The following is a 17,039-nucleotide window of genomic DNA, read 5'->3' as shown; positions in this document are numbered from 1 at the left end:
CGCGAATCCAAACCGCTCTGTATCAAGGACTTGGCGATCAGTTCGCGGATGTGCCCTGCTTGCGCTTGCGCCGATGCCGCCCGTAGCGCCACAACGCGAGGCCGCCGAACACCAGCAGCACCGCGACGAACACCGGCAGGCGATAAGGCCGCAGGTTGCCCAGCCATTGCTCCAGCAGTTCCCCGGCCCAATACCCGGCGCTGGCGAACAGCAGCGCCCAGCACAAGGCGCCGAGCAGGTTGATCAGCAGGAAACGCAGCCATCCTACCCGGCTGGCGCCGATCAACAGCGGCCCGGCAAGGCGCATGCCGTAGAGAAAGCGCACCGCGAAGATCGACAGGTGCGGATAACGCTCGATCAACCCGGTGACCCGTTCGACGGCCAGCCCGCGCCGCTGCAGCCAGGGCACGGCGCGGTCACCTGCGCGGCGACCGCCCCAGAACAGCAACTGATCGCCCAGGGTGCCGGCCAGCGTCGCCCACAACACCACCGGCGTGAAGCCAAGCAGCCCCTGGTGCGCAGCGATGCCCGCGAGCAAAAGCATCGATTCCCCCTCCAGCAGGCAACCGAGGAAAAGCACCGGATAGCCGTAGCTGGAAAGCAGTTGGGCGAGGTCGAGATGCTCGAACATGAAGGTCCTTTGAATACGTGCCGTGCCAAGAGCCTAGCGGCTTGGCGAATGTTCTGCTTATCGAACATCGGATGTAAAAAATAAACGACTAACTGGTCAGTCAGGATCGTTAGCACCCAATCAAATCAATCCTTTAACTACGCCATTCGTCTTGAGATGTAATTTTTTTCGCTCATGAGCAATTCAAGTGTTTGACATATTTGACGGATTTGGCAGACTGCGGCCCGTTGTCGCAACTGGTTACGTTTTTCCGGCTCCCACTGCCTGGTGCACCGGATGACCTCGGCCGCGCAACCCAACAAAAACAACTTTGTCAGTCGTGGCCCACCTGCCCGAGCTTCGTCTCGGCAGTACGGTTCCCGGCGAGCCAACGGAACGAACAAATGCTGATCTGGTTTGTAGCGGTGTATCTGGTGATCACCGTAGCTGTCGGTTTCTACGCCACCACCCGCGTGCACAACTCCTCGGACTATGCCGCCGCTGGCCGGAGCATGTCCTTCCCCCTCGTCGTGACCATGGTGTTCGCCACCTGGTTCGGCTCCGAAGCCGTGCTGGGCATTCCCGCCACCTTCCTCGAAGAAGGCTTCGCCGGGATCATCGAAGACCCCTTCGGCTCCTTCGGCTGCCTGATGCTGGTCGGCGTCGTCTTCGCCCGCCCGCTGTACCGCCTGAACCTGCTCACCATCGGTGACTTCTTCCGCAAGCGCTTCGGCCAGCACGTGGAAATCTTCACCAGCCTGGTAATCATCATTTCCTACATGGGCTGGGTCGCCGCGCAGATCACCGCGCTGGGCGTGGTCTTCAGCGTGCTCTCCGACGGTGGCCTGACCACCACCCAGGGCATGATCATCGGCACCATCATCGTCCTGCTGCACACCCTGTTCGGCGGCATGTGGTCGGTGGCGCTGACCGACTTCCTGCAGATGATCATCATCGTCTGCGGCCTGTTCTACCTGGTGTGGCTCATCGGTGACATGGCCGGCGGCCCGGTCAACGTGATCAGCCACGCCGCCAGCGAAGGCAAGTTCACCTTCCTGCACGGCACCTCGGCCAAGGACATCGTCGCCTTCCTCGGCGCCGCGGTAACCATGATGTTCGGCTCCATCCCGCAGCAGGACGTGTATGCCCGCGTGATGTCGGCCAAGACCGAGAAGATCGCCCAGCGCGCCACCATGACCGGCGCCTGCTGCTACCTGGTCTTCTGCATGCTGCCGATCTTCCTGATCTATGCCGCCTCGATGATCGAGCCGGAGATGGTCAAGCATTGGCTGGCCGAAGACTCCCAGCAGATCCTGCCGCACCTGATCCTCGAGCGTACCCCGCTGTTCGCCCAGATCATGTTCTTCGGCGCCCTGCTCTCGGCCATCATGTCCTCCGCCTCGGGCGCCCTGCTGGCCCCGTCGGTGACCTTGACCGAGAACATCGTCAAGCACTTCCTGCCCAACATGAACGACCGCCAGGCCCTGCTGGCCATGCGTTGCAGCGTACTGGCGATGACCGTCGCCACCTGCCTGTTCGCCCTGCTGTCCAACGCCAGCATCTACGAGATGGTCGGCAACGCCTACAAGGTGACCCTGGTCGCCGCCGTGGTGCCGCTGTTCTTCGGCCTGTTCTGGAAGCGCGCCACCACCCAGGGCGCCCTGACCGCCATCGCCTGCGGCCTGATCGGCTGGGTGTCGCTGGAACTGGGTTACCAGGAAGGCGACTTCTGGCCGCCGCAACTGGTGGGCCTGATCTGCAGCGCCATCGGCATGATCATCGGCTCCCTGGCTCCGCAGTTCAGCCAGCACCGTGGCGAGAGCGTGTCGGACATGGCCGCCGCCGCTGCCGCCAACTGATCGCGCTATAGACAAAGAAGAAGCCCCGCCCTGTGCGGGGCTTTTTTGTGGGCGCGACAGACACACTCCACGAGCAGGCCATCGCGCGCTGGTCGGCGAACTCCCGCCGCCGGCGATGTGACGGACGCCCCAAGCCTGCCTATCCTGAACCTCGCCCCGTCGAGGATCGGCGGGTAGGCTGCACGTCCCTCACCCGCACCGGCGCTTACATGGATCAGACTTCGACATCGCAATCACGCAGTACCCGGCGGGCCAGCCCATGAAGCGCTGGAGCCGCAAACCGCTGACGTTGCGGATGCTGATACTGGTCTTCGTGCTGCTCGCCACGCTGGCCACCCTCGGCAACAGCCTGGTGGTCGCCTACAACGTGCAGCGCAGCGCGCTGATCCACTCGACGCTGGAGGCCAATCGCGCCTACGCAGCCAAGGTGGCGTCGAGCATTCACGAGTTCCTCGGCTCCGCGCGGCGCAACCTGGCCTACAGCTCCGGGATACTCGCCAACCACTTCGACGAACCGCCGGTACTGCACGCCGAGGCGATGCGCCTGCAGGCCCAGGACGCCTTCTTCAACTCCATCATCATCGTCGACGCCAGTGGCAAGGTCCTGCAGGCCTATCCCGACTCGCTGCAGATCGTCGGCACCACGCTGCGCTCGGAGGCCGTAAAGGAAGCGCTGCGCCTGAAGCAGCCGAAGATCAGCCAGGCCTACGAGTCCATCGCCGGCAACCTCGTGGTACTGATCTCGCAGCCGATCACCAGCCCGAGCGGCGAGTACCTGGGCCTGGTCGGTGGCTCGGTGTACATCCTCAAGCCCAGCGTGCTGCATAGCATCATCGGCAGCCACTTCCAGCAGGAAGGCACCTTCGCCTTCGTTGCCGACGCCAACCACCGGCTGCTGCACCACCCCGTCCGCGAGCGCGTCGGCGAGGTGGTGAATCACAGCAGCACCATCGAGGCCGCCCTGCGCGGCGAGAGCGGTTCCATGGAGGTACTCAACTACCAGGGCGTGCCCATGCTCGCCGGTTACGCCCAGGTGCCGGAAGCCAACTGGGCAGTGGTAGCCCAGCAGCCGCGCGACCTCAGCCTGTCGCCGCTGAACCTGCTGATGAAGGACATGCTGCTGGGACTGATCCCGGCGAGCCTGCTCGGCGTGCTGGCGATCTGGGTCGGCACCCTGCTGATCACCCGGCCGCTGCGCCAGCTGGCGCTGAGCGCCGAGCAGTTGTCGAACCCGGAAACGCCCCGCGAACTACAGGGCATCAAGACCTGGTACCGCGAAGCGGCGGCGATCCGCAAGGCGCTGCTCACCGGTGTCGGTCTGATGCAGCAGAAGCTTGGCCAGCTGAGCCAGGAGGCGCAAAGCGACGCCCTCACCGGCCTGGCCAACCGCCGCGCGCTGGGTGTAGCGCTGGATGCGCTGGAGCAATCCGGGGTGGCCTACTCGGTACTCGCGGTGGATATCGACCACTTCAAGCGGGTCAACGACACCTGGGGCCACGATGCCGGCGACGAAGCCCTGCGGCGGATCGCGGCGGTGCTGCGCGACTCGTCCCGCGCCGGCGACCTGGCCTGCCGCGCCGGTGGCGAGGAATTCGTCCTGCTGCTGCCGCAGACGTCCCTGGAAACCGCCACCGGCATTGCCGAACGCATCCGCGAGACTGTGGCACTCACGCAGATACCGCAGGTGGGGCTGGTCACGCTGTCCATCGGCGTCGCCGACCTGGGCGCACTGGCCGTGACCCCGGAAGCGGTGCTCAAGCTCGCCGACCAGCGCTTGTACAGCGCCAAGCAGAGCGGCCGCAACCGCGTCGTCAGCAGCGACGACACCTAGGCCAGTGTCGACAGGCGTGATGCCAGTGCGCGCGCCAGTCCGGCAATCCGCCCGCCATCGCCCAGGCCGGGGCGATATAGATGGACGCCCGGGCGCCCTGCCCCAGCGCCAGCGCCAGCGCCAGCAGCCCTGAGGCCAGGCGGCTGGTGCGGCGTTCGAGGTCGGCGAAGGTGATACGTTGGCGGGAGTCGACCACGGCTTCGCGGTCAGGCCAGTAAAGCGCGCTACGGCGCAGGATTTTACCCAGGTCCACTTGCTGTTCTCGTTGTCAGGGGAAACGCACGAGAGGCCAAGGGCCGCGTGCCGCGCCCGGCCAATACCTCAGGTCGATGCCGGCCATGCCGGAATGCGATGGCTGCCCGCTGCACGCGCCGTACCTGCAGCGGCTCAGCCGGCGGACCGTTCGTCCCTGGCACCGAACACCGGGCGCCCGGTACAGGTCATCCGCATAGGCGACGCGAAAGACGCCGCCCACTGCCAGTGCTCATGCCGAGCCACACACGCTTGACCACTCACGCTCACCCGATCTGGGAGGTGCAAACGATGGGCTGGAATGATCATCAGGATGTCGAACGCTCGGAAGGCCTTCGCCGGCTGCTCGAAGATGGCGCGCTGGAAGCCGACAGCCGCCAGGAAATCCTCGCCCGCTACATCCTCAACCACGGGTTTGCCGCACTGTCGGAAACCCAGCAGCAGGAGTTCCAGGAGCAGTTACTGCCACTGCTCGACCGCCGTGACCGCAGCGAGGGGCTGATGCCCCAGGGCGACCTCGATCCGGCCATCGACGATCCCGAGCTGGCCAGTTCGCAGATCAACGATCCGGGTAATGAAGACCCCGGTTCGCTGATCGAAATCGAGGTTGCCGAGGGCCTGCACTCTGCCAACCGGTCCAGGCGGCACTGAAAACCCTTTCAAGGCTTAGGAGAACGCCATGACCTTTCCCCTGACCCATTTCTTCGTGCACCCCGAGAAGGCCTGGCACGAACTGCGCGACAGCACCGACCAGCACCCGGCGGCCTACCTGCCGTTCTGGCTGCTGCTGCCGCTGATCCCGGCGGTGTGCCTGTTCATCGGCACCACCCAGGTGGGCTGGCGCCTGCCGGGCAACAGCGAAACCCAGTTCCTCAGCGCCGCCAGTGGCGCGCTGCTCGGCTTCTGGTGCTACGTCGGCCTGGTGGCCGGGATAGTGATCATCGCCTACCTCACGCGCTGGGTGCTGTTCCGCACCGAGGTGCGGCCCAACATCAACCACAGCATGGGCTTCTCCACCGCCGTCGCCCTGCCGCTGATGCTCGCGGGTATCGCCGCGCTGCTGCCCTCGCGCTGGCTGCTGATCCTCGCCGCCGGGGCCGCCACGGCCTATTCCGGCTGGCTGCTGTTCATCGGCCTGCCGATCTACATGCGTCTGACCCAGCGCAGTGCCGCGTTCTATGCGGGTTGCATCCTCGGCCTTGGCTTCCTGGCGCTGCTGACCACGGCGTTCGGCTTCCTGGAAATGTGGGGCCAGACAATGACGGGGGCTGGGGAATATCTGCAGGAGTAAGCGCCGAGATCCGTGGCCTGCAGCAACCTTCCCGTCGCGCGATCGCGGCAATGGAAGACTGCTGCGCAACGGGAAAGTCTGCGTGGCCGTTCATTGTTCCGGCTGAGGCACCGGTTCCTCCGGGGGCTGCTGCATCGGCAGCTCCTCGGGAAAGTCCTCGGGAATCTGGCTCTCGCGGTCCGGCGGGGCTTCCTGTGGGTCCGGTCGCTGTGCCTGGGGATGAACGTACATGGCGAGTCCTCCGGGACATGGGCAGTCTCCATTGGGCGCGCCCCGGCCGCTGAGGTTCGGTTTATCTACCCGACGTGCTTCACCTGCAGCAGCAAGGCGAGCAACTGGTCGCGGTCGAAGGGTTTGGGCAGACGCACCACCGAGTCGGCCAGAGTATCCAGCCGTCCCGCGTAACCGGTGGTCAGCACACAGGTCAATGCAGGGTAGGACTGGCGCACCTGCTGGATCAGCCGCATGCCGTCCATGTCCGGCATGGCGAAATCGGTGATCATCAGGTCGAAGTCCGACTGCTCCAGCCATTGCAGCGCCGCCCGCGCCGAATCGGTTCGCGCGACCTGGCAACCGAGGTCCGCCAGCAGCGCGCTGGTGCCGGCCAGCACCAGCGCGTCATCGTCCACCACCAGCACCCGCAGGTCCAGCGGCTCCAGGGGTTCGCCCACCGCATCGGGCGGCAGTTCGGCGCTTTCTGCTACCAGCTCTGCCTTTGTCTTCACCGCCGGCAACCAGATTTCCGCGGTGGTGCCCTGCCCTGGCGTGCTGCGCAACAGCAGCGCGCCGCCCTGCTGCTGGGCCAGCCCATGGACGATGGACAATCCCAGCCCCGTGCCCTTGCCGGTCGGCTTGGTGGTGAAGAATGGCTCGGCGGCGCGGCGCAGGGTGTCCTCGTCCATGCCCAGCCCCGAGTCGGTCATGGCCAGGCACACGTATTCCCCCGGCGCCAGCTTGCCGCTCTGGCGCGGCCCGACCTGGGCATTGCGTGCCGAGAAGGTGATGCTGCCGCCGCCAGGCATGGCGTCGCGGGCGTTGGTGGCGAGGTTGATGATCGCCAGCTCCAGCTGGTTCTGGTCGCTCATCACGCAGTCCAGCTGAAGCGGAAAGCGCGTCTCCAGGCTGATGGTCGGGCCCAGGGAGCTGACCAGCAGCTCGCTCATGTCCTGCAGCAGTGCCGGCAGCTGGATCGGTTGCGGGAACAGCCGCTGCTTGCGCGCAAAGGCCAGCATCCGCTGGGTCAGCTGGGCGCCGCGGCGGGTCGCCTCCAGCGCGTTGCGCCAGATGTTCTGGACCTTCTCGTTGTCCCTGGGCAGTTGTCGTTCGAGCAACTGCAGCCCGCCAAGGATCACTGTCAGCAGGTTATTGAAGTCGTGGGCGACGCCGCCGGTCAGCTGGCCGAGTGACTCCATCTTCTGCGACTGGATCAGTTCGTCGCGGGCGCGCTCCAGCTCTTCCTGGACGCGGCGCTTGTCGGTGATGTCGCGGGTGATCTTGGCGAAACCCAGCAGCTTGCCGGCGTCGTCGAATACCGGGTCGATGACGATATTGGCCCAGAACCGCGAGCCGTCCTTGCGCATCTGCAGGCGTTCTTCCTCGTAGCGCCCCTCGGCCAGCGCGGTGCTCAGGCTGGTCTCGGGAACGCCTCCCTGGCGATCCTCGTCGCAGTAGAAACACTCGAAACGACGACCGATGATTTCTTCGGGATGGTAGCCCTTGATCCGCTCCGCGCCGGAGTTCCAGCTGGTGACATTGCCCTCGGGGTCAAGCATGTACAGCGCGTAGTCGGTGACGCCATTGACCAGCAGGCGGAAATGCTGCTCGCTGCGGCGCAGGGCCTGTTCGGTCTCGTGCTGCTCGGTGCGGTCGCGGGTGATCTTGGCGAAGCCCAGCAGCTCCCCGGAAACATCGCGGATGGCGTCGATCACCACGTGGGCCCAGAACGAACTGCCATCGCGGTGCAGGCGCCAGCCCTCACTCTCGAAGCGCCCGACCCGCGCCGCCTCGCCCAGTGCCAGCTCCGGCAGCCCGGCTTCGCGGTCGGCGGGGGTATAGAATCGCGAGAAGTGCTCGCCGAGTATCTCATCGGCGGCGTAGCCCTTCAGGCGTTGCGCCCCGGAGCTCCAGCTGCTGACGCGGCCATCGGGGTCGAGCATGTAGATGGCGTAGTCGGTCACCGCCTCGACCAGCAGGCGGTAGCGCGCATCTTCGACGAGCTGGGCGGTGCTGGCGGTCGTATCGGGCATCAAGTCTGCTCTCTTGGCTCATTGGAGCAAAGCATAGGCGCAGCCACCTCACTTCGGGCGCCGCCAGACGGCACTCAGTCCAGCGGCAGGAAGACGCTGAACTCCGCACCGAACCCCGGCTCGCTGCGCAACTCGATGCGGCCGCCGTGGGCCTGGACGATCTGCTCGGAGATGAACAGCCCCAAACCCAGGCCGGCGACACGGGCCGCGCCGGCGCCACGTTCGAATTGCTGGAAGATGCGCCGCTGCTCGTCGGCGCTGATGCCGTCGCCATGGTCGCGCACGCAGAGTTGCGCGCGGCCATCCGCCACCGCGACGGTCACTTCCACCGGCTGGCCGGGCCCATAGCGCAGGGCGTTGCTGACCAGGTTGCTGATCACCTGCTCCAGGCGGTAGGCGTCCCACACGCCTTCCACCACTTCAGGCGTCTCCAGGCTCAGTTCGCAACCGGCCGCCTGCGCTTGCACCGCGAAGTTGCCCAGCACGCGGCGGGCGATATCGGCGAGGTTCGCCGGCTCCGGGCGGATCGACAGCTTGCCGGTGCGGATACGCGAGACGTCGAGCATGTCTTCGATCAGCCGGTTCAAGCCGGTGAGCTGGCGCTCGTCGCGCTCGAAGAGCACGCCCAGGCGGTCCTGCGCGAAGTGCTCCAGCTTGCCCTTGGACAGGTAAAGACGGCGCAACTGGGTATCCAGCATCAGGCCGTTGAGCGGCGTGCGCAGCTCGTGGGAGACGATGGACATGAAGTCGTCGCGCATTTTCACCGCCCGCTGCAGCTCCACCTGGGTCTCGCGCAGCTCGGCGAGCAGCGCGTCCTGCTCGCTGCGCGCCTGCTCCAGTGCTTCCAGCTGTCGTGCCAGCACCTTGCGCTGGCGATACAGATCGACGAAGACGTTCACCTTGCTGCGCACCGCGTGGTTGTCCAGCGGCTTGTAGAGGAAGTCCACCGCGCCGCTCTCGTAGCCCTTGAACGCGTAGTTCTGCTCGCGTCCGGCGGCGGTGACGAAGACGATGGGGATGCTCTTGGTGCGTTCGGTGCCGCGCATCAGCTCGGCCAGGGCGAAACCGTCCATGCCGGGCATCTGCACATCGAGCAGCGCCAGGGCGAATTCGTGCTCCAGCAGCAGCGACAGCGCCTCATCCGCCGAGGAGGCCTTGAACACCTCGCGCCCCTCGCCCTTGATCAACGCCTCCAGCGCCAGCAGGTTCTCCGGCAGGTCGTCGACGATCAGCAGTTTGCTTCCCTGGTTACGCAGCATGTCGGGTGCCCATTCGGGTCAGTAGCGCGTGAATTTCACGCAGCCGAAGTATGTGGTCCGGGGCGTGCAGTGCAATAGCCGCCTCCGGCATGGTGGACACGGCGGCTTCGGCCGGGTCCTGGACAATGCTCAGCCCGCCCTCGCGGCGGATACGCGCCAGCCCTTCGGCGCCGTCCTGGTTGGCTCCGGTCAGCAGGATGCCGGCGAGATTCTCCCGGTAAGCGTCCGCCGCCGAGTCGAAAAGGATGTCGATGGACGGCCGGGAGAAATTCCGCGGTGCCTCGCGACTCAACGCAAAACTGCGCTCCCGCTCGATGGACAGGTGATACCCGGCAGCGGCGAAGTACAGCGTGCCCGCCTCCACCGGCGCCTTGTCGCGAGCCTCCTCCACGGGGATCGCCAGGCGCCGGGCGAACAGGTCGACCAACTGGCTCTCGTGGTTTTCCGGCAGGTGCAGCACTGCCACCATGGGCAGGGCGAAGTCCGCCGGCAACCCGTCGAACAGCTGGAACAGCGCGTCCACGCCGCCCGCCGAGGCGCCGATGACAACGGCTTCGACCTTGCGCTGCGCGTTCATCGCTTGCGGAACACCCGTTCACGGCGATTCACCACCTCGAATTCCCCGGCGAAGTCGGTGAAGTCCAGGCTTTCCTTGCTGCCCAGGCCGAGGAAGCCCCGGTGGCACAGCGACTCATGGAACAGGCCGATAGCGCGGTTCTGCAACTGGCGGTTGAAGTAGATGAGCACGTTGCGGCAGGAGACCAGGTGCGTCTCGGAGAACACGCTGTCAGTAGCCAGGCTGTGATCGGCGAAGGTCACGTTGGCGCGCAGCATCTTGTCGAACAGCGCCCCGTCGTAGGCCGCCGTGTAGTAGTCCGAGAGCGAGCCCTTGCCGCCAGCGGCGCGGTAGTTCTCGCTGGCCTGGGCCAGGTCGTCCACCGCGTAGATGCCGCGCCGCGCCTGCTCCAGCGAGCGAGGGTTGATGTCGGTGGCGTAGATCAGCGTGCGCTCGAGCAGGCCTTCCTCGTGCAGCAGGATGGCCAGCGAATGCACCTCTTCGCCGGTGCTGCAGCCGGCCACCCACAGGCGCAGCGACGGATAGGTGCGCAGCACCGGCACCACTTCCTGGCGCAGCGCGAGGAAGTAGCTGGGGTCGCGAAAGAGCTCGCTCACCGAGATGGTCAGGTACTGCAGCAGCTCATGGAAGGCGTGCGGGTCGTGCAGGATGCGCTCTTGCAGGGCCGAGATGCTGCGGCACTCGAACAGCTTGGTAGCGTGCAGCACACGGCGCTTGAGCGAGGTACCGGAGTAGTCGCGGAAGTCGTAGCTGTACTTCAGGTAGATCGCCTCGATCAGGAGGCGCAGCTCGATGTCCTGGCTGCGATCAGGCATGTCAGATGCGCTCCAGCTTGGGTAGCCATACCCGGATCAGGGAGAACAGGCGGTCGAGGTCGATGGGCTTGGCCAGGTAGTCGTTGGCGCCAGCGCGCAGGCACAGCTCGTGATCGTCCTTCATCGCCTTGGCGGTCACCGCGAGGATCGGCAGTTTCTTGAAGCGCGCATCCTGGCGGATCAGGCGGGTCGCCTCGTAGCCGTCCATCTCCGGCATCATCACGTCCATCAGCACCAGGTCGATGTCGCCGACCTCGGCGAGCTTCTCGATGGCCTCGCGGCCGTTGCGCGCCACTTCCACGCGGGCGCCCTTGTGCTCCAGGGCGCTGGTGAGGGCGAAGATGTTGCGCACGTCGTCGTCCACCAGCAGGATGCGCCGCTCCTCGAAGGCCCGGTCGCGGTTGCGCGAGGTGCGCAGCATGCGCTGGCGTTCACTGGAGAGCTGCGACTCGACCTTGTGCAGGAACAGCGTCACCTCGTCCAGCAGGCGCTCCGGCGAGCGCGCGCCCTTGATGATGATCGAGCGCGAATACTTGAGCAGCTCGGCTTCCTCGTCACGGGTCAGGTTGCGCCCGGTGTAGACGATCACCGGCGGGAACGAGCAGATGTCCTCCTCGCCCATGCGCCGCAGCAGCTCGTTGCCCTGCATGTCCGGCAGCTTGAGGTCGATGATCATGCAGTCGTAGATGTTGCGCCGCAGCAGCTCCAGGGCCTGTTCGCCCTGCTCCACCGCGGTGATCTCGATGTCGTCGTCGCCGATCAGCCGCGAGACGCTGTCGCGCTGCAGCGGGTCGTCCTCGACCAGCAGGATGCGCTTGACCTCCTGGGTCAGCTTGGCCTCCAGCTTGCCGAAGACCTCGCGCAGTTGCTCGCGGGTGGTGGGCTTGAGCGCGTAACCGATGGCGCCCAGGTGCAGGGCCGCTTCGCTGCGGTCCTCCACGGAGACCACATGTACCGGCACATGGCGGGTGCGCGGGTTGGCTTTCAGGCGTTGCAGCACGGCGAGGCCGGATTCGTCGGGCAGGTGCATGTCCAGCAGGATGGCGTCCGGGCCGTGCTCGTCGGCCAGGCGCAGGCCTTCCTCGGCGCCCATGGCCACCAGGCAGCGATAGCCCAGCTCGCGGGCCAGGTCATAGAGGATACGAGCGAACTTCGGCTCGTCTTCCACCACCAGCACGCAGCGCTGGCCGACGCTGACCTGTTCGCGGTCGTCGGCGAATGCTGCGGCGGCCGGCGCACGCACCACCGGCGGCGCAATGGCGGTCGGGGCAACCGCGACAATCGGCGCAGGCGCGCTGACTACCTCGTCCTCGGCCGGCGCCTGGTAATTCAGCGGCAACAGCAGGCTGAACACGCTGCCCTTGCCCGGCTCGCTGCTGACGATGATGCTGCCGCCCAGCAGGTGCGCCAGGTCGCGGGAAATCGACAGGCCAAGGCCGGTGCCGCCGTAGCGGCGATTGGTGGCGCCATCGGCCTGCTGGAAGGCTTCGAAGATGCGCGCGAGCTGGTCCTCGGCGATACCGATGCCGCTGTCACGCACATCGAAGCGCAGCCCCTCCGGCGCGGCGCTCACGCGCAGGGCAACTTCACCGCTGTCGGTGAACTTGAAGGCGTTGGACAGCAGGTTCTTGAGGATCTGCTCGACCCGCTGGCGGTCACTGAACAGCAGCGCCGGAGCGTCCTCCGCGACTTCGGCAATGAAGCGCAGGCCCTTGTTGTCGGCCTGCGGGCGGAACAGCCCTTCCAGCGCTTCCACCAGGCGACGCACGCTGGCGTTCTCCGGGCGCACTTCCAGCTTGCCGGCTTCGACCTTGGAGATATCGAGGATGTCGTTGATCAGGTTGAGCAGGTCGTTGCCGGCGCCGTAGATCGACTCGGCGAACTTCACCTGTTCATCGTCCAGGTTGCCCTGCTCGTTGTCGGCCAGCAGGCGCGCGAGGATCAGCGAGCTGTTGAGCGGCGTGCGCAGCTCGTGGGACATGTTGGCGAGGAACTCGGACTTGTAGCGGCTGGCGCGCTGCAACTCGTCGGCGCGGCCCTGCAGGTCCAGGCGGGCCTGGTTCAGCTCGGTGTTCTTGCCGTCGAGATCATCGCGCTGGGCGGCCAGCTCCTGGGCCTGCTCGGCGAGGCGCTCGTTGGTCTGCTCCAGTTCCGCCTGCTGGGCCTCGAGGTGCGCCTGGGACTCCTTGAGCACCCGCGACTGTTCTTCCAGCTCCTCGTTGGCGGTCTTCAGCTCTTCCTGCTGCACCTGCAGCTCCTCATTGAGCTGCTGGGTCTCCGCCAGCAGGTCCTGCTGGCGCTGGCGATGCTGCGCCGAGGCGATGGCGCTGCCGAGCGTTTCGGCGACGTTCTGCAGGAAGGCCTGGTCGCGCTCTTCCAGCTGGCGCAGGAAGCCCAGCTCCAGCACGCCGACCACACCGCCGTCATTGAGCAGCGGGAGCAGCGCCACGCTCACCGGCTGGCCGTTGCCCAGCGCGGAATTCACCTTCAGGTAGTCCGGCGGCAGGCCGTCGACCACCCGCAGCTTGCGCTGGCGGGCAGCCTGGGCGATCAGGCTTTCATCCGGGGCGAAATAATCCTCGCCCAGCACGCTGGTGGCGAAGCCGAAGGTGCCGGACAGGCGCAGACCGCCGCGATCATCGCGCACATAGAGCGCTCCCACCGGGGAGGCGACGAACTCGCCGAGGAAGTCCATCAGGCTGCGCCCCAGGGACGGCAACGACTGCTGACCGATCAACTGCTCGCCCAGGCGGCTCTGGCCATCACGCAACCAGGCCTGGCGCGCCAGCGTTTCGTTGTGCAGTACCTGGCGACGCAGGGATTCGGCATAGGACTCGGACAGGCTGACCAACTGCCGGCGACCGAAGTACGCCAGCAGCGTGCCGACCACGATGCTGAATACCAGGTAGAGGATGACCACGCCGGTGGAGAGGCTGGAAGCGAACTGGTTGCGGTCGTGGCGCAGTTGCTGCTCGGTGTTGATCAGCGAGGCGTACTGCGAGCGGATCGCATCCATCATGCTCTTGCCGCGCCCGGCCTTTATGGCGTCGGAGGTGTCCTGGCCCTGGCGGCGCTGCTCGATCATCTGCTGGGCGAAGCTCATCCACTCGTCCTGCATCGAGGTCAGGCGGCCCACGCGCTCGACCTGCGGCGGGTTGTCCGCCACCAGCTCCGAGAGGCTCTTCAGGCCGGAATTGATGCGCGGCCGCGCCTGCTCCAGGGGTTCCAGGAAGCCCGGATCGCCAGTGATCAGGAAGCCGCGCAGCCCGCTTTCCTGGTCCACGCTCAGGCGCTGCATCTCGTTGGCGCTGGAGATCACCCGGTCGGTGTGCTCGACCCAGCCCAGCACGTCGAGCATGTAGAGGATCAGGCCGATGAACAGCACCGCGCCCAGCAGGCAGATGCCCAGTGGCAGCGCCATGTTGCGCGCGAGTATGCGGCGGAAGGCGCTTTCGTCGGCGATGGCTTTCTGGTTCATCTGCGGGTTCCCTGATGGCCTATCTTCCCTGGATGCATCCCGCCGGCATGGCGGAGATTGCGACAGATGCCAGGTAAGTATTTGAAGTTATTGTAAGAACGTTCTTAAAACTGGAGAAATAATAACGCTAAGCGTTGTAGGCTACATACCAGCTGGCGAATTGACAGCCACTCCTGCGGGACGTTCGAACTTTTTACGGAATAAGCCTGGAGAAAAGTGGAATTATCTCCCGGTGCGCCTTTCCAACGTCCGACAAGGAACAGAAGATCAATCGGTCGCAGGGTTTGCTCGATGCCAAGCTCCCCGGGGGAAACCCCTATTTCACCAGTGCAGGGCCAGGGCGACTTCCTCAACAGCAGTAGCGCCATGGCACCGCTGATCCGCCAGTACGACTGGGCGACCACGCCGCTCGGCCCGATGGACCAATGGCCGGCCACGCTCAAGGGCATCCTCGAAGTCGGCCTGAACTCGCGCCTGCCGGTGTGCATCTACTGGGGTCCGGAGTTCATCCTGCTGTACAACGACGCCTGGAGCGCAATCCCCGGCGACAAGCATCCCGCCTGCCTGGGCCAGCCCGCGCACGTCGCCTGGTCGGACATCTGGTCGATCCTCGACCCCATGTACAACGACATCCTGCAGACCGGCGTGGCCGCCCACGAGGAAGACCGCCTGCTGCCCATGGTGCGTTTCGGCTACGTCGAGGAAGCCTACTTCACCTATAACGTCAGCCCGATCTTCGGCCAGGACGGCAAGCCTATCGGCCTGTTCAATACCGCCGTGGAGACCACCGGCAACGTCATCGAGCAACGCCGCCAGCGCCTGCTGACGCGCTTGGCGGAGCGCCTCGGGCAGGCCGACGACAGCGCACAGATCTGCGCCCTGGCTTTCGCCCTGCTTGCCGAAGCCAGCCACGATGTGCCTTTCTGCCTGCTCTACCATGCCGGCACCCTGCTCGGCGCCTGCGGCACCGACACCAACGATCACTTCGCCCCCGCGCAACTGGCGTTGGACGACGACCCTCTGCACCTGTTCGGCGGTATCAAGGAAGCCCACCAGTCCCCCCTGGGCAGCCAGCACATGCGCGCCTTCGCACCCTGGCCGGAAGTGCTCGACAGCACCTACGCCACCCCGCTGGATGGCCACACCGACAGCCTGGCGGTATTCGGCATCAGCCCGCGTCGGCGCCTGGACGAGAACTACGCGACCTTCTTCAACGAACTGGCCGCCCTGCTCGGCCATGCCCTGTCCGCCGCCAGCCAGCGTACGGAAGAGCGCAGGCTGAAGGTCGCCGTACAGGAAGAAGCCCGCCAGCGCACCCGCGAGCGCGACCGCGTGTGGACAGTGAGCCAGGACCTGCTCTGCGTGCTCGATCACCAGGGCGTGCTGCTCAACGTCAACCCGGCCTGGGGCAGCCTGCTGGGCTGGAGCGAGGAGCAGCTCACCGGCCGCAACAGCGAAGAGCTGGTGCACCCGGACGACCTCGCGCCGAGCATCGACATCCGTACCACCCTCGCCCGTGGCGAGCGCCTGCAGCACTTCGAGAACCGCCTGCGCCACGCCGATGGCAGCTATCGCTGGATTTCCTGGCACGCCACCGAGGAAAACGGCGTCATCTATGGTTGCGGCCGCGACATCACCGAACAGAAGCGTGGCGCGCTACTGCTGGAGCAGGCGCAGACCGCCCTGCTCAACGCCCAGCGCATGGAGGCTGTCGGCCAGCTCACCGGTGGCATCGCCCATGACTTCAACAACCTGCTGGCGAGCATTCGCTTCAGCCTCGACCTGATCACCCGCCGCGCGCCAGCCAACACCCAGCCGGAGCTCAGCCACATCCTCCATGCCGCCACCCAGGCCACCGAGCGCGCCGCCGAGCTGACCCACAACCTGCTGGCTTTTGCCCGTCGTCAGGCGCTGGCCATGCACCCGGTGAACCTCGGCCAGCAACTGCGCAACTGGCACGACGAACTGGTCGAACGCGCCGGCCCGGACGTCACACTGGCGCTCACCCTGGATGACACGCAGAGCGTCCTGACCGATCGCGACCAGTTGCACAAGGCCATGCTCCACCTGGTGGAGAACGCCCGCGACGCCATGCCCGGCGGTGGCAGCCTGGAGATCAGCCTGCGGCGCCAGGAGATCGTCAGCGGCGAGCATGACCTGCCGGCCGGCGACTACCTCGCCCTCTCCCTGCAGGACAGCGGCCAGGGCATGAGCCAGGCGACCCTGACCCACGTCTTCGACCCCTTCTTCACCACCAAGGGCATCGGCCCCAACAGCGGGCTGGGCCTGTCGATGGTCTACGGCTTCATCAAACAATCCGGCGGGCACATCCGCCTGCGCAGCGAGCCCGGCCAGGGCACCTGCGTCACACTCTATTTCCCGAGAGGCACCTCAGTGGTCAGCATTCCCGACGCCCCTATGCCCCCCAATGAACCGGCCAACGAGCAGCTGTGCGTCCTGGTCGTCGAGGACAACGACCTGGTGCGCATGCTCACCGTGGAAGTGCTGGAGGAGATTGGCTACCAGGTGCTGCAGGCCGAGGACGCCGAAGAGGCGCTGTCGATCCTGCAGGGAGATACCACCATCCACCTGCTGCTCACCGATGTCGGCCTGCCGGGCATGAACGGCGAGGAACTGGCCGTGGCCGCGCGCGAGGCGCGGCCGGAGCTGCCGATCCTGTTCGCCACCGGCTACGCCGAGATCGTGCATATCGATGGCAGCGAACTGGCCACGCGCATGTCGATGATCGCCAAGCCCTTCTCCATCGACGCTCTCCGTGACAAGGTCAACGGCATGCTCCGGCGCAAGGACGGCTGAAGGG

Annotated in this window: 13 protein-coding genes; 5 read left to right on the top strand and 8 right to left on the bottom strand. The window is 65.9% G+C overall.

Annotated elements, in window-relative coordinates:
• Nucleotides 1-37 precede the first annotated feature (37 nt).
• Nucleotides 38-631 carry a DedA family protein gene (locus IB273_RS04485; protein ID WP_192223357.1) on the bottom strand — a complete coding sequence of 198 codons (594 nt, stop codon included), beginning with the start codon at nt 629-631 and terminating at the stop codon, nt 38-40.
• 383 nt (nt 632-1,014) lie between these two features.
• Here IB273_RS04485 and IB273_RS04480 point away from each other — a divergent pair, with 383 nt between their 5' ends.
• The gene (locus IB273_RS04480; RefSeq protein WP_192223356.1) at nt 1,015-2,469 is read left to right on the top strand and encodes a sodium:solute symporter family protein; all 1,455 of its coding nucleotides are present in this window, start codon (nt 1,015-1,017) and stop codon (nt 2,467-2,469) included.
• Nucleotides 2,470-2,728: 259 nt separating this feature from the next.
• Nucleotides 2,729-4,300, top strand: coding sequence for a diguanylate cyclase (locus IB273_RS04475; RefSeq protein WP_192223355.1), 1,572 nt, complete (start codon nt 2,729-2,731; stop codon nt 4,298-4,300).
• Here IB273_RS04475 and IB273_RS04470 read toward each other — a convergent pair.
• Complete coding sequence (locus tag IB273_RS04470; RefSeq protein WP_192223828.1) at nt 4,281-4,553, bottom strand: AMP-binding protein; 273 nt, start codon at nt 4,551-4,553, stop codon at nt 4,281-4,283. The two genes, IB273_RS04475 and IB273_RS04470, sit on opposite strands and share 20 nt — an antisense overlap.
• Nucleotides 4,554-4,843: 290 nt before the next feature.
• Between IB273_RS04470 and IB273_RS04465 the strand changes: the two genes are divergently transcribed.
• Nucleotides 4,844-5,203 carry a hypothetical protein gene (locus IB273_RS04465; RefSeq protein WP_081519767.1) on the top strand — a complete coding sequence of 120 codons (360 nt, stop codon included), beginning with the start codon at nt 4,844-4,846 and terminating at the stop codon, nt 5,201-5,203.
• Nucleotides 5,204-5,231: 28 nt separating this feature from the next.
• A complete protein-coding gene (locus tag IB273_RS04460) occupies nt 5,232-5,843 on the top strand; it encodes a Yip1 family protein (protein WP_081519766.1) in 612 nt (203 codons plus the stop codon).
• A gap of 90 nt (nt 5,844-5,933) precedes the next feature.
• On the opposite strand, the gene IB273_RS04455 is transcribed toward IB273_RS04460, so the two are convergent.
• From IB273_RS04455 to IB273_RS04430, 6 genes are all read right to left on the bottom strand, one after another.
• Nucleotides 5,934-6,074 carry a hypothetical protein gene (locus IB273_RS04455; protein WP_192223354.1) on the bottom strand — a complete coding sequence of 47 codons (141 nt, stop codon included), beginning with the start codon at nt 6,072-6,074 and terminating at the stop codon, nt 5,934-5,936.
• A 65-nt stretch (nt 6,075-6,139) separates the two neighbouring features.
• Complete coding sequence (locus IB273_RS04450) at nt 6,140-8,089, bottom strand: PAS domain-containing sensor histidine kinase (RefSeq protein WP_192223353.1); 1,950 nt, start codon at nt 8,087-8,089, stop codon at nt 6,140-6,142.
• A gap of 74 nt (nt 8,090-8,163) precedes the next feature.
• Nucleotides 8,164-9,348, bottom strand: coding sequence for a hybrid sensor histidine kinase/response regulator (locus IB273_RS04445; protein ID WP_151186991.1), 1,185 nt, complete (start codon nt 9,346-9,348; stop codon nt 8,164-8,166).
• On the bottom strand, nt 9,338-9,925 hold the full coding sequence (locus tag IB273_RS04440) for a chemotaxis protein CheB (protein ID WP_192223352.1): 588 nt from the start codon (nt 9,923-9,925) through the stop codon (nt 9,338-9,340). Before IB273_RS04440 ends, IB273_RS04445 begins: the two co-directional genes overlap by 11 nt.
• A complete protein-coding gene (locus tag IB273_RS04435) occupies nt 9,922-10,740 on the bottom strand; it encodes a CheR family methyltransferase (protein ID WP_151186989.1) in 819 nt (272 codons plus the stop codon). The genes IB273_RS04440 and IB273_RS04435 overlap by 4 nt, the downstream gene beginning before the upstream one ends.
• Before the next feature lies 1 nt (nt 10,741).
• Entirely contained in the window at nt 10,742-14,218 is a 3,477-nt protein-coding gene (locus IB273_RS04430) for a response regulator (RefSeq protein WP_151186988.1), read from the bottom strand.
• Between the two features lie 366 nt (nt 14,219-14,584).
• Here IB273_RS04430 and IB273_RS04425 point away from each other — a divergent pair, with 366 nt between their 5' ends.
• Nucleotides 14,585-17,035, top strand: a complete 2,451-nt coding sequence (locus IB273_RS04425; protein WP_192223351.1) for a PAS domain-containing sensor histidine kinase — start codon at nt 14,585-14,587, stop codon at nt 17,033-17,035.
• Nucleotides 17,036-17,039 lie beyond the last annotated feature (4 nt).

The sequence above is a fragment of the Pseudomonas sp. PDM19 genome (assembly GCF_014852215.1).
Lineage (GTDB): Bacteria > Pseudomonadota > Gammaproteobacteria > Pseudomonadales > Pseudomonadaceae > Pseudomonas.
Note: the sequence above shows the minus strand (reverse complement) of the source record. Positions and strands in the feature narration are given on the sequence as shown.